Genomic DNA, 18549 nt, shown 5'->3' on the forward strand with positions numbered 1-18549 from the left:
ATGTTCTATCGCCCCGAAGACGGTCACGGTTTGCCGCACAATCCGTTCAACGCCATTATCACGCCACGCCCGATTGGCTGGATCTCGTCCCGCGATGCGGATGGGGTCAATAACCTGGCACCGTATTCGTTTTTCAATGGGGTCGCCTACACACCACCGCAAGTGATGTTCGCATCTACCGGAACCAAGCACGATCAAGATGGCGGCAAGGACAGTATCGCCAATATCGAAGCAACAGGAGTGTTTTGCGTCAACGTCGTGGGATATGCCCATCGGGATGCGATGAATGCCAGCTCTGCGGGGGTGGCGAAGCATGTCGATGAGTTTGATCATGCCGGTCTGGTCCCCGTTGAATGCGAAACCATCCCCTGTGCCCGCATCCAAGGCGCCCCGGCGTCGTTGGAATGCAAGCTGACCCAGATCGTGACATTGCAGGGTGAGGCCAACCGGGTGGTTTTTGGGCAAGTGACCGGTGTGCATCTGCATGACGACCACATGCGCGACGGCAAATTCGACGTCACCTCGTTCCGGCCTCTGGCACGGTTGGGGTATCGGGACTATTCTGTAGTGAACGAGTTGTTCAGCCTTTCGAGGCCTGACGACTGATGCCGCTACCTGATCCCAAACGCCGGTACCCGATTACGCTGCCCGATGGCTCCGATCACAAGGGCACGGTCTTTCTGTCCCAAGCGATAGATCATCCCTGTTTTGAGGCCGGGGCCTATAGCTATGCCTCGGATTTTGATGCGCCTGAGGATTGGGCCACGCGGCTCGCCCCCTACCTGTTTCCCTTTTCGCGGGAAAAGCTGGTGCTGGGCAAGTTCTGCCAGATCGCACATGGCGTCCGGTTCATCACCGCTTCGGCCAATCACGCTATGGACGGGCTGAGCTGTTTTCCGTTTCAGGTCTTTGATCCGGACCACATGTCTGGGTTTCAACCCGATACACGCGATACGGTTGTCGGACATGACGTCTGGATTGGATATGGCGCACTGATTCTGCCAGGGGCGCAGATCGGCACTGGTGCGATCATCGGCGCTGGTTCAGTGGTACGGGGCGCTATTCCGCCCTATGCAATTGTCACCGGCAACCCGGCCGAGATAAGCAGGCTTCGGTTTGAAGATGATACAATCGATGCCCTGTTGGCGCTTGAGTGGTGGGATTGGCCACCCGAGATCATCACCAAAGCCGAAAATGCCTTGATGGCCGGGGATATTCGCGCCCTGGAAAACATCGCACCTAAATAAAAAGACGGCCAAATCGGCCGCCTTTCAAAACTCAGTGCCCGCCCAGAATGCCGGTTCTGACGGAATAGTCGACGGCCAACTCGTAATCCGGGTCATCGTCACTGTCGACCATCAGGTGCCCGGCCTTGTTCAGCAGCTTGTGGCAATCCCGACTGAGGTGTCGCAGCATGACGCGTTTGCCAGCAGCTTCATATTTACCCGCGATATTCTCGATCGCCTGCAAAGCCGATTGATCGACCACGCGGCTGGCCGCAAAATCAATAATGACGGTTTCAGGATCGTTTGATACGTCGAAGATTTCCAAAAAGCCTTCGGACGAGCCAAAGAACAGCGGGCCTTGGATCTCGTATACTTTGGCACCCTTTTCGGTCTCGGATTCACGGGTGATCGCGTGGATGCGTTTCGCGTTGTTCCAGGCATAGGCCAGTGCCGAGACGATCACGCCAACCACAACAGCGACCGCGAGGTCCTCCATCACGGTGACAACCGTCACCAGAACGATCACAAACGCGTCGGTCAGCGGCACCTTGCGCATGATGTTGAACGAGTTCCAGGCGAAGGTGCCAATCACAACCATGAACATCACACCGACAAGAGCAGCCAGTGGGATTTGTTCGATCAACGGTGCGGCGAACAGGATGAATATCAGCAAGAACATGGCTGCAGCGATCCCGGCCACCCTTGTGCGTCCACCGGATTTCACGTTGATCATAGACTGACCGATCATTGCGCAACCGCCCATACCGCCAAAGAAACCAGTGGTCACGTTAGCAACACCCTGCGCGATACATTCCTGCGACGCCCCACCCCGCTTGCCCGTGATCTCACCTACAAGGTTCAGCGTCAGCAGCGATTCAATCAAGCCAATCGCGGCCAGAATGACGGCATATGGCAGGATGATCTCAAACGTTTGCCAGTTCAGTGGAACCATCGGGATGTGGAACATCGGCAATCCACCTTCGATTGAGGCCAGATCGCCAACACGCGGCACGTTCAGGCCAAAACCGATCACCAGCGCTGCGACCACGACGATCCCGGCCAGCGGTGCCGGAATAACGCGTGTGACGCGCGGCATCACCCAGATCACGGCCATGGTCAAACCGACAAGGCCCAGCATGGTATATAGCTGCAGACCCGAAAGCCACTCGCCCCCACTCATGCCATGACCGGTGTTTTCCATGGTGCCCGGGACTTTGAACTGCCCCATCTGGGCTAGAAAAATCACAATCGCCAGACCGTTCACAAAGCCCAGCATCACCGGATGCGGCACCAATCGGATGAACCGCCCCCAATGCATCGCGCCTGCGATGACTTGCAAAATACCCATCAAAACAACTGTCGCGAACAGGTACTCGACCCCGTGCTGCGCGACCAGCGCCACCATCACCACCGCCAGCGCCCCAGTCGCGCCCGAAATCATGCCCGGGCGGCCACCGATCAGTGCTGTGATCAGCCCCACCAGAAACGCCGCATAGAGGCCGACCAGTGGGTGGACGCCTGCGACGAAGGCAAAAGCAACCGCCTCGGGCACCAATGCCAAAGCCACAGTCAGGCCCGATAGCAACTCGATCCGCAACCGCGATACGGTCAGGCCTTCGTCAGGCGACCAGCGCAGATCGGGAATGGCAAGGCGTTTGGCAAAGCTTGCCAGCATGGCTCGGGGCATCGGGTTGTCCTGTGGCTTGGGTCTGTTGGCGCGAAGGCGCCCTTGTACCTGTCATAGTCCCATCGGGATACCGCGCCAACCGGGATGCAGATATGCGCTCTACGCATAGCTATGCGTAAAGCGCCCCATGATCTTAAACCAATATCCGCGTCAAAGCCTAAAGCGAACTTATCCCGACAAAGCGGCAAGCACTGATTGGATATTCTTCTGCCTGTGACAGGCCAAATTTTGTTGCGTTCTGCCTTCACTCCACCTTTCCTGACGCAACCCGCATGCAGGAGAAGTCAAACATGACGACCCGAAAGCTCTATCTCGGCCCTCTGACCGACAACAGACGTTGGGATATGGTCAACATCCGCCCGGACGATGTGCTCGTCGTGACCCCTCCGAAATGCGGAACCACCTGGATGCAAACCATTGTGTCCCTGCTGTTCTCCGGTGATCCAGAGGTCGAGACAGAGTTATCTGTGAAAATGCCATGGGTCGATATTCGTATCCGCGAGATGCCAGAGGTTGCTGATCGGCTCGAAGCCATGCGGCATCGGCGCAGCATGAAAAGCCACACGCCGATGGACGGGTTGCCGCTGGACAATAGGGCACAGTACATCTGCGTGTTTCGTCACCCCCTTGATGCGCATTTCTCGTTTCGCAAACACGTACGCAACATTCCGTTGCCGTGGTTTGATACATGGTACCCCGAGGATGATACTGACGGCATCGCCTTTCGCCGTTTTTTGGATGGCGGAGCAGAAGGGTTCGATGGGGATGCAATGCCACTCGCGCATATACTTCAGCATTACAAAGCTGCAATGGCCGTTGCCGATCGACCAAACGTGTCGCTCTTTCACTATGCCGACATGACCCGCGATCTGGCCAGCACCTTTGCCAGACTGGCCGATATATTGGACGTATCACATTCTACCGCTGTCATGGACCAGTTGGTTCAGGCAGCAACCTTCGACAATATGAAAGCCAATGCTGTGCGTTTTGCTCCATCAGGCGGCAAAGGGTTCATGAAATCAGACACAGAATTTTTTCACAGCGGTACCAGCGGCAAGTGGCGCGGTAGGCTGACAGACAAAGACTTGGCCGCTTATGACGCGATCATGGAGGCACATCTTACCCGTGAAGATCGCGCGTGGTTGGAATATGGATCACACGGAACCGTGGCCTCGTGATCCATCTCAACCGCAGCCGATCACGCAAGACGGTGCAAGTGCCACTTGCCAAATGAGCAACTGAGCCGCAGATAGGTCTGAACGGATTCATCAAGCGGAGACGACACGTGACCCAAACTAAAATCGCCGTTATCGGAGGATCGGGTATCTATGACATCGACGGCCTGGAAAATGCCGAGTGGGTTACAGTTGAAACACCGTGGGGCGATCCGTCAGATCAGATTTTGACCGGATCGCTGAACGGGGTGGACATGGCCTTTCTGCCCCGCCATGGGCGCGGCCATGTGCATTCGCCAACCGAGGTGCCTTACCGCTCCAATATCGACGCGCTGAAGCGGCTGGGCATGACGGATGTGATCTCGGTGTCTGCCTGCGGATCGTTTCGCGAACATATGGCGCCGGGGGATTTCGTGATCGTTGATCAATTCATCGATCGCACTTTCGCGCGCGAAAAAAGTTTTTTTGGCACCGGGTGTGTGGCCCATGTCAGCGTCGCCCATCCCACCTGCCCGCGTCTGAGCGATGCGTGCGAAAAAGCTGGCAAAGCCGCTGGGATCACCATTCATCGCGGCGGCACCTACCTGGCAATGGAAGGCCCGCAGTTTTCCAGCCTTGCCGAATCCAAAATGTACCGTGAGCAGTGGGGATGTGATGTGATTGGCATGACCAACATGCCCGAAGCGAAACTCGCCCGCGAAGCAGAGCTTTGTTATGCCTCAGTCGCAATGGTCACAGATTTTGACAGCTGGCATCCCGACCACGGAGAGGTCGACGTCACCGCGATCATCGCGACGCTGACGGGCAACGCCGAGAAAGGTCGCGCCTTGGTCAAGGGATTGCCCGACCTTTTAGGAGTTGAGCGCGCGCCCTGCCCCCATGGCTGCGATCGGGCGTTGGAATATGCCATCCTGACCGCCCCAGAAAAACGCGACCCAGCATTGCTGGCCAAGTTGGATGCAGTGGCTGGGCGAATTCTGTAACCGCCCAGTTCAGCCACAGAGAATTCTGTGCGCCTATTCGATGCGCACCAATTCCCAATCCGCTTTTACGCGCGTCAGCCAACCAATCTTAAGGACCTGATGTTTCGGCGTCGGATTCACGCAGTGTGCGCCACAGTCTTTTGGAATGATACTGGAGCGTGACAATTGCACCAGTTCAGGCCGATCAGGACTGTCCGGTCGGAAATAGACCATGTCAACGATGTACACCGACTGATCAGGCATCCGCACGCGTTCAATCACCCGGTCTAAGCACTCGCGTTCGAGTTTCGAGTTCAGCTCAGCACTGCGGTAGATCTTGTTGTATTCCCAAACCACACGCGCATCGTCCAGATTCATGTTCGCGAGAATCTTCTCACCAACAAACTGCCCGACCTGAGAGATCGCGTCGTTAAAGCCCTTTCCCCACTCATTGATACCAGCAAACCGTACTGGCGCGATCGGGTAAGAGTCGGCCATGTGCAGTTTGCACAGTTTGATGGGAAAGAAATCGCCTGTGGAATGGTCAAACGCATATGCGTCACCCGGATTGGGACTATCAAGTCGATGCGCCGGAATACTGTGCCGGTCATAGCGCAAATCAGCTTCGTCCGCATCCAGAATGAGCGGCGCACAGACCGCCACAACTGCGATCACACCAGCAACAGCAACCAAGTAGCCCGCGCGGGATCGCACTGCTTCTCCAACACCAGACAGATTCATTGCTGCACCGTTGGACAACACAGGTTGCCCCCGCAATCCGAATAACCGTTTGGGCATCCTTGGGCACTAACACTTACAGGAACGAGAAAAATAAGGAGCATAAGCCCCGCTGCAAACCACTTCATAAGAAATACTCCGACTAAAATAAGCTTCAATTTTAACATAAAACGCAGAAAAAAGCGACTCGCTGGCGATCTTACAGATCGAATCCGATGGCTGGTGGCGTTCCCCTCTGGATTGACTTTGAAACAGACCGTGTCTTAGCTGACGGAAATTGTCGTAGAATCCGGGAGTTGCACAAAATGTCTTTAGATCTCTGGCTTACCTTTGTTGCAGCCTCGACTGCGCTTCTGCTGATCCCCGGACCAACCGTGTTATTGGTGCTTAGCTACGCTTTGTCCAAAGGGCGTAGCGTTGCGGTGGCATCGGCGACCGGGGTCGCAGTGGGCGACTTTGTGGCAATGACCGCGTCATTGCTGGGATTGGGTGCGCTGGTGCTGGCCTCGGCCACTTTGTTTTCTGTGCTGAAATGGGTCGGTGCGGCCTATCTGGTATGGCTGGGCGTCAAATTGCTGCGCAGCGCGCCGTCGGGCGGTCTCACGCCCGTTGAAACCGGGCAAGGCGTGACCGCCCGCAACGTCTTTGGCCATACCGCCGCCGTGACCGCGTTGAACCCAAAATCCATTGCTTTCTTCATTGCCTTCGTGCCGCAATTCCTGCGCCCTGCCGACCCGCTGGGCCCGCAATTTGCCATCCTGATCGCGACGTTCGTCGGGCTGGCTTGGTTGAATGCGCTGGCCTATGCGCTGTTGGCCGATCGTTTGCGCCGGATGATCGGACGCGCGGGTGTCATCACGGCGATGACCCGGTTCGGCGGGCTGACGTTGATCGGAATGGGCGTCGCAACAGCTATCCTGCGCCGACCGGCCTGACACAGGGCGTTAATCCTCAGCGTTTTCTTTCATAAAACTGCGAATGAAGCGCCGGATTTCCCGCGCGGCCGAGGTATCCAGATTCTTGCAGAGATCTACAAATGCGTCACGCTCATCTTTGTCCAACCGCAAGACCAACTGACTGTTTTTCTTGGTAGATACCTTACCGTCTTTCTTTGCCACGCGCCTTGGTCCTGTCAACGACTTGATTCTTTTCTCTATGCATTGTATATACATAGCATAGAGAATGTAGATATCGGGCACCTAACAACAAAAATAGGATGATGGCAATGAATCTTAATGTCGCTCAGGCATTCCTTTTGCGCGACCAACGTAACTGGCGCAAACCCCACCTTTCGTGGCTGCCGGTCGCGCTGTATCGCTATTATGGATTGCCCAAAGCCCTGCCTGGTGGCCGCAAATAGCCCCACAAGGCATTCTTTTGTTGCATGACTGACCCCAATGGGCCAAACAGCCCCGCGTGTTTTGACGTAAAAGGGTTGGCTCATGTCCAGAAACAAGACGGTCAAAGACTATATCCGGACCATTGTCGATTTTCCGCATGAAGGGATCATGTTCCGCGATGTAACGACCCTGTTCGCCGACCCGCGCGGGTTTCGCGTTGCTATTGACCAGATGCTGCACCCTTATGCTGGTGAGCGTATCGACAAGGTGGTCGGCCTCGAAGCACGCGGGTTTATTTTGGGCGGAGCCATTGCGCATCAGTTAAGCGTCGGGTTTGTCCCGATCCGCAAAAAAGGCAAACTGCCCGGCACAACGATCAGCCAGGACTATAATCTGGAATATGGCGAAGCGATCGTTGAAATCCACGATGACGCGATCCAACCCGGAGAGAAGATTCTGGTGGTGGACGATCTGTTGGCCACCGGCGGCACCGCGGCCGCAGGGATCAAGCTGATCGAACGGCTGGGCGGCGAGATTATCTCATGCGCGTTCATCATCGACCTGCCGGAACTGGGTGGTCGTAAAGTGCTTGAGGATATGGGCATGGATGTCCATGTCCTGTGCGAATTTGAAGGGCTTTGACGCCTCTGATTTCACAAACTTGTGAGTGGATAATCGCGAAGCGGATGGCTTAGCGCGCTTTGACGCGACTTCAAGCATGAATACCGCTTTTGCCCGGTGATCTTATTGTGTGGTCGCTCCGTATCCCTGTTGATGCTGCATGAAGCATTTCAACTCAGGGAGACTACATCATGTTCCGCAAATTCGCCGTCGCCGGTGTCGCTTCGATCCTGTTCACTACCTCTGCCATGGCCGATGGTCACGGCAAGGACATCGTGGACACTGCCGTCGCAGCTGGCAGTTTTGAAACCCTCGTTGCCGCCGTTCAGGCCGCTGAATTGGTCGACACGCTTAAAGGCGAAGGCCCGTTCACCGTGTTTGCCCCCACCGATGATGCGTTTGCCGCGTTGCCGGAAGGGACTGTGGCCGATCTGCTGAAGCCAGAAAACAAGGATCAGCTGGTTGCTGTCCTGACCTATCATGTGGTCCCGGGCAAAGTGATGTCGGGGGATCTGTCCGACGACATGACCGCGGCCACCGTGCAGGGCGGTGACATCACCATCGATCTGGATTCGGGTGTGATGGTCAATGATGCAAACGTCGTTCAGGCTGATATCGAGACTTCGAATGGCGTGATCCACGTCATCGACAAAGTGATCCTGCCCGGTTCGTAACCGAACGTCCAAACACGGCTTGGTCTGACCAGGCCGTGTTCACCCTTTCAGCACAGCACCGGGATTCATGATGCCTTTGGGATCAAGTGCGGCCTTGATCGCTCGCATAGCGCTGAGCTTTGCAGGATCGCCGTAGTGCTCCAAATCAGATGTCTTCAGGCGCCCAATCCCATGTTCCGCGCTGACGGACCCATCGAACCTATCCGCAAGGTCATGCACAGCGGTTTTGACTAAGCTACGCTCCTTCTCATAATCCGACCGGTTCTGACCTTTGGGCGGGAACACGTTGTAGTGCAAATTCCCATCCCCCAAATGACCAAAGCAATTGATCCGGAACGGGCCAAGCGCGGCCACTACGTCTGCGCCTTGTCGGATGAATTCAGGGATTCTTGAGATCGGGACCGAGATATCGTGGCTCGATACCGATCCAATCAGACGATTGGCTTCGGGGATACGCTCTCGCACCGCCCACAGATCGGCCCGCTGTGCTTCGCTTTGGGCGATGACCCCATCGCTGACCAATCCTTGCGCTTCGGCATGTTCGAAAAGAGTTGTGAGCGCGTCGGCAGCCAACTGACCCTTCGGCAGCCCCAGTTCTATCAACACACACCATTCGGGTTTGACGTCAAAGGGTTGGCGGACATCCGGCAAGACCTCGGTCAGGAAATCAAGCCCCTGCCGGTGGATCAGTTCGAACGTGCTGACGGTTTCTCCTACCTGATCTCGCGCGGCTGCAAGCAGATCGATTGCTGCCTCAGGTGACGGCACCTGAAACACCGCAGTTCCAGTTGCAGCTGGACGCGGGAAGAGTTTCAGCGCGGCGGCGGTTATGATCCCCAGCGTGCCTTCAGCCCCGATCAACAGGTTGCGCAGGTCGTACCCAGTGTTGTCCTTGCGCAAACGGCTGAGGCCATGCCAAATCTGACCGTCGGGCAGCACAGCTTCCAACCCAAGGCAAAGGTCGCGCGCGTTGCCATAGCGCAAGACATTGACCCCGCCCGCATTGGTGGACAGGTTACCTCCGATCCGACAGGACCCTTGCGCGGCCAAAGACAGCGGAAACAGGCGATCAGCCGTTCCGGCGGCATCTTGAACGTCGGACAGCACAGCACCCGCTTCGGCCACCAGAACGTTTTCGGTCGGATACACCGCCCGAATGGCCGTCATCCGTTCCAACGAAATCAGCAGTGGTGCCGGGCCTTGGGTCATTACCTGCCCACCGACCAATCCAGTTCCGCCACCGTAGGGCACCACCGGCACCTGTGCCGCGGCGGCAAGGCGCACCAGCGTAGCGACGTCTTCCACGTTGCGCGGCAGGGCCAGCAGGCCGATATGGCCCACAAATCGGTTCCGAGGTTCGTCAAGGTAGCGGTCAGAGACCGGACGTAAAATATCGTCACCCAGTTCTGAGCGGATCAGGGCAGCAAGGCGGTCATCAGCAGGGTTTAAACTCATACCCCTTCCTTGCCCAACGCATGCCCCAACGACAAGCCCTATTCCAGCTCGATCAGATAGCGCGGTTCAAGCACCACGACGGTGGGCCGATCTGGTAAGTCGCTGAGTGACACAGTGATTTCCGAGACTCCTTTGCGTTCCACCGGAAAGTCATTGCGGATGTCGACCAGAAATCGGTCCAACGAAAATCCCGAAAACCAGTGCATCGGAATAATGACCGAGCTTTTTAGCCTCTTCAGTACCGAAATCATTTCCGGCAATGGCATGGTTGTGCCGCCATCCACCGCCGCCATCACCACGTCCAACCGCCCCAGAGCAGCGAATTGTTTATCCGACGGGACATGGTGCAAGTGGCCGAGATGTCCGATGCAAAGGCCTTCGACCTCGAAAACAAAGATCGAGTTGCCGCGTTCCTCAATCCCGCCATAAACCGAACGGATATCCGTGGACACATTGCGCACCAGCATTTCGCCCAGATCGAGGTGATGTTCGATACCCTGCCCAAACTCACCCCAGCCCGGCAAAACATGCGGGATGGCCGGATCGGGATGCGCCGTCCAATGGGTATCATGAGCATGGTTCATGGTGACGATATCAGGGATCAGCGCCGCGCTGCCGATGAACCCTGTGAAATCTGTCACCGCATTCAGCCCACCCTGGGTCTGGATCAGAAAGGATGCATGGGCGATATAACTGATGCGTACAGAGTATTCGGGAACCGGATCACTCCAGGCTGCCTTGTGCAGATATTCGATCCCCGGCGCCGCATCCGCAATGGCAATACAATGGCTCGGCCGACGCTCCTGCGCCACTGCTCCACCCCCGATCACCATCAATACCGCAACGAACCACCGCATGAGTCAAGTGTAGCGCACAGCGTGTATAAGTCATGCCTCTTGTTCAACTGGCTAAAAATATCTCGGGGGAGACGCGACCCGCGTCGAGGGCAGCGCCCGCAGTAGCGTTCCCAAAATGCCTACCCTGCGTCTGTGCGGCCGCGCCGGTCGGATCGTAGGCTGGCGTACAGAACATGCGTGCGCCACCGTCCGTTGATCTGCAAATACGACTGCGCCACGCCCTCGTATTTGAACCCAGAACTTTCCAGCAACCCGCGCGAAGCGGCGTTTTCAGGCAAACAGGCAGCCTCGATTCGGCTGAGGTCAAGGCGGGTGAAGGCGTGGTGCAACACGGCGCCAATGGCCTCGCGCATGTATCCCTGACGGGCAAAGGATTGCCCCGTCCAATAGCCCAATGTCCCGGCCTGAGCCGGCCCACGGCGGACATTGTCCAACGTGATCGCCCCTAACAGAGCCTCATCGGATCGGCGGAACAAGAACAGCGGGATCGCTGTGCCGCCTGCGACAGAGCGCTGAGCCCAATAAACACGGTTGGTGAACGACTTGCGAGTCAGGTGATCCCTGGCCCAGATCGGTTCCCACGGAGTCAGATAATCTTTAGACGACCGCCGCAGCGCCGCCCATTCGTTGAAATCGGAATGCACGGGCGGGCGCAAGCTCAGGCGCTCGGTTTCGAGTTTCAGCTTGCGTCTGCCTAACAGCATCACGCCGCGCGCCTCTCCTGCAATTCAGCCAGCGTTGGCGCGCCCGAGACCGGGCCGTACAAAGCCAGCGCTGCCGGGGCCTGAACAGCCATATCTTCGGCAAAGGCGCGCACGTCTTCGGTGCAGACCGCGTTGATCTTGGACACCGTGTCTTCAAGCGAAGGCACCTGCCCCCAGATCTGTACCAGCCGCGCCAGCCGCTCGGCACGGTTTGACGGGCTTTCCAGCCCCATCAGCATTCCGGCTTTCATCTGGGCGCGGGCGCGGGCGACCTCTTCTTCCGTCATGTCTTCGGCGGCGCGCTTCATCTCATCGATGGTGATGTTGGCCAACTCGCTGATCTGATCGGCGGACGTTCCGGCATAGATCGTGGTCGTGCCCGTATCGGCATAGGCCCCGGTCTGAGCAAAGATCGTATAGCAAAGCCCACGCGTTTCACGGACTTCCTGGAACAGACGCGAAGACATGCCACCGCCCAGCGCTGTCGAATAAATCTGCGCCGTATAGATCGCATCGTCGCGATAGCCCGGGCTTTCCAGCGCCAAGGCGAAATGGGCCTGTTCCAGCTCTTTGTCCTGACGCGCTTCGCCCCCAGTGAACCGGGCGGCCTCGGCGATCAGGCCCTTGCGTGGCTGAAGGTGGCCGAACATCTCTTCGGCTGTTTTCATCAATACGTCATGATCCACTGCGCCTGCGGCAGACAAGATCATTTGGTCAGGGCCATAATGTTCCGCGACAAACCCCGACAGATCTTCTTTCGAAAACGCGCTGACCCGCTCAGTCGGGCCAAGAATAGTCCGGCCCAAAGGTTGGTCGTGATAGCTCTGCTCTTGCAGCCAGTCAAAGATCACATCGTCGGGCGTGTCATAGGCCTGGCCGATCTCTTGCAGGATTACGCCGCGTTCAACCTCAATCTCGCGCGGATCAAAGATCGGATTCAGAACGATGTCGCCGATCACATCCATCGCCAGCGCAACGTCGTCCTTCAAAACACGCGCATAGTAGGCCGTCACCTCGCGCGAGGTATAGGCGTTGATATAACCGCCCACATCCTCGATCGCTTCTGCGATTTGCAGTGCGGATCGACGCTCGGTTCCCTTGAACGCCATATGCTCAAGGAAATGGGCAATGCCATTCTGTTCGATCCGCTCATTGCGCGCACCGGCGGTTACCCAGATGCCGATGGCTGCCGATTGCAGCCCCGGCATATGTTCACTGACGATACGAAATCCGTTCTTCAGTTGGTCTTGTCTGACAGTCACTCGGCGATATGCCCTTTGATATGATCCTCGAGGGCGCCCAGATCATTTGCAATGCGGGTCACCCGTTCCGGACGTTCATACAGATCAGACATGCGAGAGGGAAGAGGCGGATGTACGCCGCTGGCCTGCTCGACCGCAGCGGGGAATTTCGCGGGATGCGCGGTGGCCAGCGTGATCATTGGGACGTCAGCCGTGCGGTGATCCTCGGCCACTTTGATCCCAACAGCGGTGTGTGGGCAAACCAGTTCTACGCTGTTGGCCAAGGTGGATTTGATTGTCGCAAGAGTTTCTTCTTCCGACACCCGTCCCGAGTCGAAACTCTCACTTAGGGCCTGCATCGCGCCCTGGCTGATGTTGAATCCGCCCTGTTTCAATTCGTCCATCAACTGCGCAACGGCGCTTCCGTCCTCACCATAAGCATAAAACAGCGCGCGTTCAAAATTCGAGCTGACCTGAATATCCATCGAAGGGCTGATCGAGGGGATCGTGTCGCCCTTGAAATACCCGTGCCCCGACAAGCAGCGGTGCAAGATATCATTCTGGTTTGTCGCAACCACCAGACGGTCGATCGGCAGGCCCATGCGCTTAGCAAGGTAGCCTGCGAAGATATCCCCGAAGTTTCCGGTGGGCACGGTGAAACTGACCTTGCGATGCGGCGCACCCAGACTGGCGGCGACATAGAAATAATACACGATCTGCGCCAGAACCCGGGCGAAATTGATCGAGTTCACGCCGGCCAGTTTCACGCCATCGCGGAAGTCGAAGTCGTTGAACATGTCTTTCAGGGCAGCCTGACAATCGTCAAAATCGCCATCAACCGCCAGTGCATGTACGTTGCTGTCCGCGGGCGTCGTCATCTGACGGCGTTGCACCTCGGACACGCGGCCATGCGGATACAGAATGAACACGTCAACCGCATCTAACCCCCGGAACGCCTCAATCGCGGCCGAGCCGGTGTCGCCACTCGTCGCGCCCACGATGGTCACGCGATCCCCGCGCCGCTTAAGCGCCACCTGAAACAGCTGACCAATCAACTGCATGGCGAAATCCTTGAAGGCCAATGTCGGTCCGTGAAACAGTTCCAGTAGAAAGTGGTTCTCATTCAGCTGTTTCAGCGGCGCCCGGGCGTCGTGACCGAAGCCCTTGTAAGCACGGGCGATGATCTCCTTGAACTCATCTTCAGCAAACGATCCGCTCACATAAGGCCACATCACCCGAAACGCGATGTCCTCATAAGGCAGACCAGCCAAAGCAGCGATGTCATCCCGCGACATCACCGGGATTTCGGCAGGCACATAGAGGCCGCCGTCGCGGGCCAACCCGGTCAGCATCGCGTCTTCAAAGCTCAGTTCGGGCGCTTGCCCACGGGTCGAGATGTATTTCATTGCGTTTCACTTTCAGACAGGGCGCGGCTGCGCCACAGAAAATACCCAGTCATCGCGGCCCAGACCAGGGCCAGACCAAACCAGGTCACCGCATATTGCAGGTGATCATTCGGTATGCCTGCGGTCAGCACAGGCAGTGGGGTGATGTCGGGGTCGGTTTGCGAGCGGGCGATCAGCAACACCGGCTCGGTTCCCAATTCACTGGCCAATGCAGGGACGTCGCGGGCAAACCAGATGTTTTCATCCATGTCCGGCGCGGGCGTGTAACCATCGATCTCATCCGGCCAATGCAGATTGCCGATGATCTCCATCTCGCCAATCTGACGCAGGGTTGATTTGGCTGTCGTCGAGACAAAGCCACGGTCGATCAGCAATGTACGCTCACCCGATTTGAACGGTGCAATGATACGATATCCGGGACCCACCTGCTTGACCGAGACCAGAACATGGATTTCCTCCCGCAGCATCTCTCCGGCCACAACAACCGGCAGATAACGATGCGTTTCGGGATCGATTAGGTCAGGCAGTCTTACCGGATCTCCTGCGATGCGGGTGTCGATATCTGCCAACAAACCCTCTTTCCAATGCAAACGCTGCACCTGCCATGCGCCAAGCGACAGCAGGATCGCCAAACCGGCAATTCCGAAGATCAGCAGGAACAGGATGCGGCGCATTTCGAACCCGTGTTTGTTGCAGTTAGGCGTCAGAACCGGCGCCTTGTTAAAGTCTGCGCAGACGTAAATGCAACCGCGCAATTGTATGGGGCGCAATCTTGCGCCCCGGATAGAGAAAAAGCCGCCCCTCAGGGCGGCTTTTGCAATTGGATAGCCTGACAGGCGCTACATCAACGGGGCCTGGCCCCAGATGTAGACAGCGAAGAACAGGAACAGCCAAACAACGTCCACGAAGTGCCAGTACCAGGCTGCGGCTTCGAACCCGACATGCTTTTCTGGCGTAAAGTCCCCGCGCAGCGCCCGGATCAAACAAACCGACAGGAAGATCGTTCCGATAAGGACGTGGAAACCGTGGAAACCCGTTGCCATGAAGAAGTTCGAATAGAATTGATCATCGCCGAACTTCCAGCCCTCATGCGCCAGCAATTCGTAATACTCGAACGCCTGCAGCGCGGTGAACGCAACCCCAAGGACAATACCAATAGCCAGACCATTGATCAGCGCCTTGCGGTCATTGTCATGCACCAGCGCATGGTGCGCCCAAGTGATGGCGCAGCCTGACAGCAGCAGGACCAGCGTGTTGATCAAAGGTAGGTGGAACGGGTCGACAGCGTGAATATCCGGCTGGATGTATTCCGTTCCGGCATAGTCATACATCGGATACATGCGATGTTTGAAGAATGACCAGAACCAGGCAAAGAAGAACATTACCTCGGACATCACAAAAAGGATGAAGCCGTAGCGCAGGCCGATGCGGACAACCGGCGTATGATCCCCTTGTCTGCTTTCAACAACAACTTCGGACCACCATGCGAACATAGTGTAAAGCACGGCAATCAGGCCCGCCCAGAACATCCACGGAGTGACTCCGTGCATCCACAGGACGGCTCCAAACAGCATCACAAACCCGCCAACGGCGCCAATCAGCGGCCAGATTGATGGGTTTAGAATATGGTAGTCATGGTCTTTAGCGTGTGCCATCAGCGTCCCTCACCTACAGGCGTTAGTTCGTTTTTTTATCGGACTGCGCGTCAAGGGCGGCATAGCCCTCGGGCAGATCAATTTCGTAGAATGTATACGACAGAGTGATCGTATGCACATATTTGGCTTCAAGATCTTCGACGATTTCAGGATCGACGAAGAAACTTACCGGCATCTCAACCCGTTCCCCGGGTTGCAGCACCTGCTCTTCAAAGCAGAAGCAAGCAATTTTCTGAAAATACCCACCTGCAGAATAGGGCGCCACGTTATATGACGCTTGTCCAGCAATGGGGCGGTCGGTCGGGTTATAGGCCTCGTAAAAGGCTAATCCGGTTTCACCGATGCGGACCTCCATCTCGCGCGCAACCGGTTTGAATTCCCAGGCCATGTCCTTGGCTTTGGACGCATCGAAGCGCACTGTCACGGTCCGATCCAGAATGTCTTCGGGGGCGGCCTCAGCTACACCTGTTGTGCCACCAAACCCGGTGACGCGGCAGAACCAGTCATAGAAGGGCACAGATGCCCAAGCCAGGCCACCCATCAGAACAACCACACCCACCGTTTGCGCAACAGTCTTCTGAGGACCGGTCAGTGCCATTAGTTCTGAACCTCTTGCTGCGCCATTCCAAAATCGGTGCCCGAGACCTTGACGACGGTCAGGCCGAAAATGATGACGATGAACGCTGCCAACGTCAGCCCCACGCCCAGATTGCGCCCGAAACGGCGCTGATGCAGTTCGTGGCTTTTGCGCAAGCTCATGACCAACCTCCCAATCCGTAGGGTTTCAGCAACGCTTCAATCAGGATCGCGCCGAAATGAAGAAAGAGATAGAGCAATGACAGCTTGAAGAAAGACCGCTCGACCTTGAAGTTATCCGCTTCCGAGTCGGCTTCGGTCCGGCGCGAAATCTTCCAGGCGCCGCTTAGGAACAGCGCATTCAGGATAAGGGCAACCGTCAGATACACGGGACCGCCAATATTGGAGAACGCAGTTCCAACGGCCAGTACCGCAAGCAGGACAGTGTAGATCAGGATATGCGTCCGGGTTGCACGTCGGCCATGTGTCACGGTTAGCATCGGCACGCCCGCATCGTCGTAATCCGACCGCATGAACAGCGCCAGCGCCCAGAAATGCGGTGGCGTCCACATGAAGGTCAGGGCAAACATCAACCACGGCTCAAGTGGCATCGAGCCTGTGGCTGCGACCCAGCCGATGACCGGCGGAAATGCCCCGGCAGCACCGCCAATCACGATGTTCTGCGGCGTCGAACGTTTCAGCCACATCGTATAGACGACAACATAGAAGAAAATCGTGAAAGCCAGAAATGCGCCGGCTATCCAGTTGGTCGCCAGCCCCAGCATGATCACGGAAAGGCCGGACAGCGCCAGCCCCAACGCCAGTGCTTCGCCTTCTTCAATCTTGCCGGAGGGGATCGGACGACCTTTGGTTCGTTTCATCACCTTGTCGATATCCGCGTCCCACCACATGTTCAGGGCACCCGAAGCACCGCCGCCTATCGCTATGAACAAAATAGCGCAGAACCCGACAAACGGATGAACCGGGACCGGCGCGGCTAGCAATCCGACCAGAGCCGTGAAGACAACAAGAGACATCACGCGCGGCTTCAGCAGGGCGAAGTAATCGCCAAAGCTGGCCTCGTCCGCGTGGGGCTGCGCGGCTACGGTGCTGGCATTGATGCTTGCGTCGGTCATTTCCGGTCCTTCTGGGGCGAAAGCTGCGCGAAACCCCGCACAGCTTGCATCTTAAGTCGGGTAGGCAGACCCTACCCTATCCGCGCTCAGTTCGAGGCGACCTTAAAGCTCTGCGGCAGGCCTGCGTATTCGTCGATCGCGCCTGTCAGCCATTCGTCATACGCTTCCTGGCTCACCACCTTGACGGTGATAGGCATATAGGCGTGGTCTTTGCCGCACAATTCCGAACACTGGCCAAAATAGATGCCTTCTTTCTCAGCTTCAAACCACAGCTCGGCCAAGCGGCCCGGCACACCATCCTGCTTCACGCCGAAGGATGGGATCGTCCAGGAATGGATCACGTCTGATGCGGTCACTTGCATCACCACCACTTTGTTCACCGGCACAACAACTGCGGTATCTGTCGCCAGCAGCCATTCATCCGAGCTGTAGCCGGCGTCGGACAGCTTGGCGCGCATTGCATCGTCCAGAACAAACGGGGTCACATCGGCATCCGCGGGGCGCGTTCCTTCGTCCAACGTCGCCGGGTGGCCCAGCAGATAGCTGTCGAACGCAAAATCATGATCGACATACTCGTAGGTCCAGTACCACTGGTTGCCGACAACTTTGATGACGACATCGCCTTTAGGAATTTCCTGTTGCTGGAACAGAACGGGCAATGAGAAAGCGCCGATAAAAACCAGAATCACGATAGGTCCAAGCGTCCACGCAATTTCCACCGGGGTGTAGTGTGAAAAGCCCGCTGGCGTTGGATTGACGCGCTTATTGTAGCGCACGATGCAATAGACCAGAAGCCCCGCAACGAACACACAGATCACGGTGATGATCACCAGAATCATCGTATCGAGACGATGTATCTGATCGGCAAGTACAGTGGCCGCTGGCTGAAAGCCCCAACCGCCATCAACTGGCTTGCCAATAATTTCAAGCTCCTGAGCCATGGCGGGAAGGCTGGAGAGGGCTGTCACTAACCCCGAAAGCATCAAAGCATTCTTCATGTTCTGTCCTGATCGTTTGATCTTTACGTCCCTGGCGAAAAGGTGTGAATCGGTCACACCTCACCCGTTGTCTTTGGCCGCGTTAAAAACCATATTCC

Annotated in this window: 22 protein-coding genes; 8 read left to right on the forward strand and 14 right to left on the reverse strand. The window is 56.8% G+C overall.

The annotated features are described in order from the left end of the window. Together Q1B13_RS18015 and Q1B13_RS18020 are read left to right on the forward strand one after the other, a co-directional pair. Positions 1 to 606, forward strand: a complete 606-nt coding sequence (locus Q1B13_RS18015) for a flavin reductase family protein (protein ID WP_299082767.1) — start codon at positions 1 to 3, stop codon at positions 604 to 606. Further along, the gene (locus Q1B13_RS18020) at positions 606 to 1247 is read left to right on the forward strand and encodes a CatB-related O-acetyltransferase (RefSeq protein WP_299082769.1); all 642 of its coding nucleotides are present in this window, start codon (positions 606 to 608) and stop codon (positions 1245 to 1247) included. Before Q1B13_RS18015 ends, Q1B13_RS18020 begins: the two co-directional genes overlap by 1 nt. 31 nt (positions 1248 to 1278) lie before the next feature. Here the strand turns inward: Q1B13_RS18020 and Q1B13_RS18025 are convergent, their stop codons facing one another. After that, positions 1279 to 2913 carry a SulP family inorganic anion transporter gene (locus Q1B13_RS18025; RefSeq protein ID WP_299082771.1) on the reverse strand — a complete coding sequence of 545 codons (1635 nt, stop codon included), beginning with the start codon at positions 2911 to 2913 and terminating at the stop codon, positions 1279 to 1281. A 290-nt stretch (positions 2914 to 3203) separates the two neighbouring features. Between Q1B13_RS18025 and Q1B13_RS18030 the strand changes: the two genes are divergently transcribed. Together Q1B13_RS18030 and Q1B13_RS18035 are read left to right on the forward strand one after the other, a co-directional pair. Further along, positions 3204 to 4091, forward strand: coding sequence for a sulfotransferase domain-containing protein (locus tag Q1B13_RS18030; protein ID WP_299082773.1), 888 nt, complete (start codon positions 3204 to 3206; stop codon positions 4089 to 4091). 107 nt (positions 4092 to 4198) lie between these two features. Then, on the forward strand, positions 4199 to 5071 hold the full coding sequence (locus Q1B13_RS18035; RefSeq protein WP_299082775.1) for an S-methyl-5'-thioadenosine phosphorylase: 873 nt from the start codon (positions 4199 to 4201) through the stop codon (positions 5069 to 5071). Between the two features lie 33 nt (positions 5072 to 5104). Here Q1B13_RS18035 and Q1B13_RS18040 read toward each other — a convergent pair whose 3' ends face one another. Next, positions 5105 to 5848: a hypothetical protein gene (locus Q1B13_RS18040; RefSeq protein ID WP_299082777.1), complete on the reverse strand. Its 744-nt coding sequence runs from the start codon at positions 5846 to 5848 to the stop codon at positions 5105 to 5107. A gap of 245 nt (positions 5849 to 6093) precedes the next feature. Here Q1B13_RS18040 and Q1B13_RS18045 point away from each other — a divergent pair, with 245 nt between their 5' ends. Further along, positions 6094 to 6723 (forward strand): LysE family translocator, encoded by a 630-nt coding sequence (locus tag Q1B13_RS18045; protein ID WP_299082779.1) that lies wholly within the window; start codon positions 6094 to 6096, stop codon positions 6721 to 6723. Between the two features lie 9 nt (positions 6724 to 6732). Here Q1B13_RS18045 and Q1B13_RS18050 read toward each other — a convergent pair whose 3' ends face one another. Next, complete coding sequence (locus tag Q1B13_RS18050) at positions 6733 to 6906, reverse strand: hypothetical protein (RefSeq protein ID WP_298937017.1); 174 nt, start codon at positions 6904 to 6906, stop codon at positions 6733 to 6735. Positions 6907 to 7013: 107 nt separating this feature from the next. On the opposite strand from Q1B13_RS18050, the gene Q1B13_RS18055 reads away from it, so the two are divergent. The 3 genes from Q1B13_RS18055 (at position 7014) to Q1B13_RS18065 (ending at position 8423) form a co-directional block, all read left to right on the forward strand. Beyond that, positions 7014 to 7148, forward strand: coding sequence for a hypothetical protein (locus tag Q1B13_RS18055; RefSeq protein ID WP_298937018.1), 135 nt, complete (start codon positions 7014 to 7016; stop codon positions 7146 to 7148). Positions 7149 to 7230: 82 nt separating this feature from the next. Then, positions 7231 to 7770 (forward strand): adenine phosphoribosyltransferase, encoded by a 540-nt coding sequence (locus Q1B13_RS18060; protein WP_299082781.1) that lies wholly within the window; start codon positions 7231 to 7233, stop codon positions 7768 to 7770. 170 nt (positions 7771 to 7940) lie between these two features. Next, entirely contained in the window at positions 7941 to 8423 is a 483-nt protein-coding gene (locus tag Q1B13_RS18065) for a fasciclin domain-containing protein (protein WP_298937020.1), read from the forward strand. Positions 8424 to 8462: 39 nt separating this feature from the next. Here the strand turns inward: Q1B13_RS18065 and Q1B13_RS18070 are convergent, their stop codons facing one another. The 11 genes from Q1B13_RS18070 to coxB all read right to left on the reverse strand — a co-directional run bounded on the left by Q1B13_RS18070 (position 8463) and on the right by coxB (position 18451). After that, the gene (locus Q1B13_RS18070; RefSeq protein ID WP_299082783.1) at positions 8463 to 9878 is read right to left on the reverse strand and encodes an FAD-binding oxidoreductase; all 1416 of its coding nucleotides are present in this window, start codon (positions 9876 to 9878) and stop codon (positions 8463 to 8465) included. A gap of 38 nt (positions 9879 to 9916) precedes the next feature. Further along, a complete protein-coding gene (locus Q1B13_RS18075; protein WP_299082785.1) occupies positions 9917 to 10735 on the reverse strand; it encodes an MBL fold metallo-hydrolase in 819 nt (272 codons plus the stop codon). Between the two features lie 119 nt (positions 10736 to 10854). Then, positions 10855 to 11439: a GNAT family protein gene (locus Q1B13_RS18080; RefSeq protein WP_299082787.1), complete on the reverse strand. Its 585-nt coding sequence runs from the start codon at positions 11437 to 11439 to the stop codon at positions 10855 to 10857. Continuing rightward, positions 11439 to 12701 carry a pitrilysin family protein gene (locus tag Q1B13_RS18085; RefSeq protein WP_299082789.1) on the reverse strand — a complete coding sequence of 421 codons (1263 nt, stop codon included), beginning with the start codon at positions 12699 to 12701 and terminating at the stop codon, positions 11439 to 11441. The genes Q1B13_RS18080 and Q1B13_RS18085 overlap by 1 nt, the downstream gene beginning before the upstream one ends. Beyond that, positions 12698 to 14086 (reverse strand): threonine synthase, encoded by a 1389-nt coding sequence (gene thrC, locus Q1B13_RS18090; RefSeq protein WP_299082791.1) that lies wholly within the window; start codon positions 14084 to 14086, stop codon positions 12698 to 12700. Before thrC ends, Q1B13_RS18085 begins: the two co-directional genes overlap by 4 nt. Continuing rightward, entirely contained in the window at positions 14083 to 14760 is a 678-nt protein-coding gene (locus Q1B13_RS18095; RefSeq protein WP_299082793.1) for an SURF1 family protein, read from the reverse strand. The genes thrC and Q1B13_RS18095 overlap by 4 nt, the downstream gene beginning before the upstream one ends. Positions 14761 to 14925: 165 nt before the next feature. After that, positions 14926 to 15741, reverse strand: coding sequence for a cytochrome c oxidase subunit 3 (locus Q1B13_RS18100; protein ID WP_120633428.1), 816 nt, complete (start codon positions 15739 to 15741; stop codon positions 14926 to 14928). 22 nt (positions 15742 to 15763) lie between these two features. Then, entirely contained in the window at positions 15764 to 16339 is a 576-nt protein-coding gene (locus Q1B13_RS18105) for a cytochrome c oxidase assembly protein (RefSeq protein WP_298937027.1), read from the reverse strand. Further along, positions 16339 to 16500: a hypothetical protein gene (locus tag Q1B13_RS18110; RefSeq protein WP_298937028.1), complete on the reverse strand. Its 162-nt coding sequence runs from the start codon at positions 16498 to 16500 to the stop codon at positions 16339 to 16341. Before Q1B13_RS18110 ends, Q1B13_RS18105 begins: the two co-directional genes overlap by 1 nt. After that, positions 16497 to 17453, reverse strand: a complete 957-nt coding sequence (gene cyoE / locus Q1B13_RS18115; protein WP_299082795.1) for a heme o synthase — start codon at positions 17451 to 17453, stop codon at positions 16497 to 16499. The genes Q1B13_RS18110 and cyoE overlap by 4 nt, the downstream gene beginning before the upstream one ends. 86 nt (positions 17454 to 17539) lie before the next feature. Beyond that, positions 17540 to 18451 carry a cytochrome c oxidase subunit II gene (gene coxB / locus Q1B13_RS18120; protein WP_298937030.1) on the reverse strand — a complete coding sequence of 304 codons (912 nt, stop codon included), beginning with the start codon at positions 18449 to 18451 and terminating at the stop codon, positions 17540 to 17542. Positions 18452 to 18549 lie beyond the last annotated feature (98 nt).

The organism is uncultured Ruegeria sp. (genome assembly GCF_947489545.1).
Taxonomy (GTDB): Bacteria; Pseudomonadota; Alphaproteobacteria; order Rhodobacterales; family Rhodobacteraceae; genus Ruegeria.

Excerpts from the sequence above, each read along its gene's own strand:
- Q1B13_RS18015 (WP_299082767.1), top strand. The coding sequence starts at position 1 with ATGTTCTATCGCCCCGAAGACGGTCACGGTTTGCCGCACAATCCGTTC.
- Q1B13_RS18020 (WP_299082769.1), top strand. The coding sequence starts at position 606 with ATGCCGCTACCTGATCCCAAACGCCGGTACCCGATTACGCTGCCCGAT.
- Q1B13_RS18025 (WP_299082771.1), bottom strand. The coding sequence starts at position 2,913 with ATGCCCCGAGCCATGCTGGCAAGCTTTGCCAAACGCCTTGCCATTCCC.
- Q1B13_RS18030 (WP_299082773.1), top strand. The coding sequence starts at position 3,204 with ATGACGACCCGAAAGCTCTATCTCGGCCCTCTGACCGACAACAGACGT.
- Q1B13_RS18040 (WP_299082777.1), bottom strand. The coding sequence starts at position 5,848 with ATGCCCAAACGGTTATTCGGATTGCGGGGGCAACCTGTGTTGTCCAAC.
- Q1B13_RS18045 (WP_299082779.1), top strand. The coding sequence starts at position 6,094 with ATGTCTTTAGATCTCTGGCTTACCTTTGTTGCAGCCTCGACTGCGCTT.
- Q1B13_RS18055 (WP_298937018.1), top strand. The coding sequence starts at position 7,014 with ATGAATCTTAATGTCGCTCAGGCATTCCTTTTGCGCGACCAACGTAAC.
- Q1B13_RS18060 (WP_299082781.1), top strand. The coding sequence starts at position 7,231 with ATGTCCAGAAACAAGACGGTCAAAGACTATATCCGGACCATTGTCGAT.
- Q1B13_RS18065 (WP_298937020.1), top strand. The coding sequence starts at position 7,941 with ATGTTCCGCAAATTCGCCGTCGCCGGTGTCGCTTCGATCCTGTTCACT.
- Q1B13_RS18070 (WP_299082783.1), bottom strand. The coding sequence starts at position 9,878 with ATGAGTTTAAACCCTGCTGATGACCGCCTTGCTGCCCTGATCCGCTCA.
- Q1B13_RS18075 (WP_299082785.1), bottom strand. The coding sequence starts at position 10,735 with ATGCGGTGGTTCGTTGCGGTATTGATGGTGATCGGGGGTGGAGCAGTG.
- Q1B13_RS18080 (WP_299082787.1), bottom strand. The coding sequence starts at position 11,439 with ATGCTGTTAGGCAGACGCAAGCTGAAACTCGAAACCGAGCGCCTGAGC.
- thrC (WP_299082791.1), bottom strand. The coding sequence starts at position 14,086 with ATGAAATACATCTCGACCCGTGGGCAAGCGCCCGAACTGAGCTTTGAA.
- Q1B13_RS18095 (WP_299082793.1), bottom strand. The coding sequence starts at position 14,760 with ATGCGCCGCATCCTGTTCCTGCTGATCTTCGGAATTGCCGGTTTGGCG.
- Q1B13_RS18100 (WP_120633428.1), bottom strand. The coding sequence starts at position 15,741 with ATGGCACACGCTAAAGACCATGACTACCATATTCTAAACCCATCAATC.
- Q1B13_RS18105 (WP_298937027.1), bottom strand. The coding sequence starts at position 16,339 with ATGGCACTGACCGGTCCTCAGAAGACTGTTGCGCAAACGGTGGGTGTG.
- Q1B13_RS18110 (WP_298937028.1), bottom strand. The coding sequence starts at position 16,500 with ATGAGCTTGCGCAAAAGCCACGAACTGCATCAGCGCCGTTTCGGGCGC.
- cyoE (WP_299082795.1), bottom strand. The coding sequence starts at position 17,453 with ATGACCGACGCAAGCATCAATGCCAGCACCGTAGCCGCGCAGCCCCAC.
- coxB (WP_298937030.1), bottom strand. The coding sequence starts at position 18,451 with ATGAAGAATGCTTTGATGCTTTCGGGGTTAGTGACAGCCCTCTCCAGC.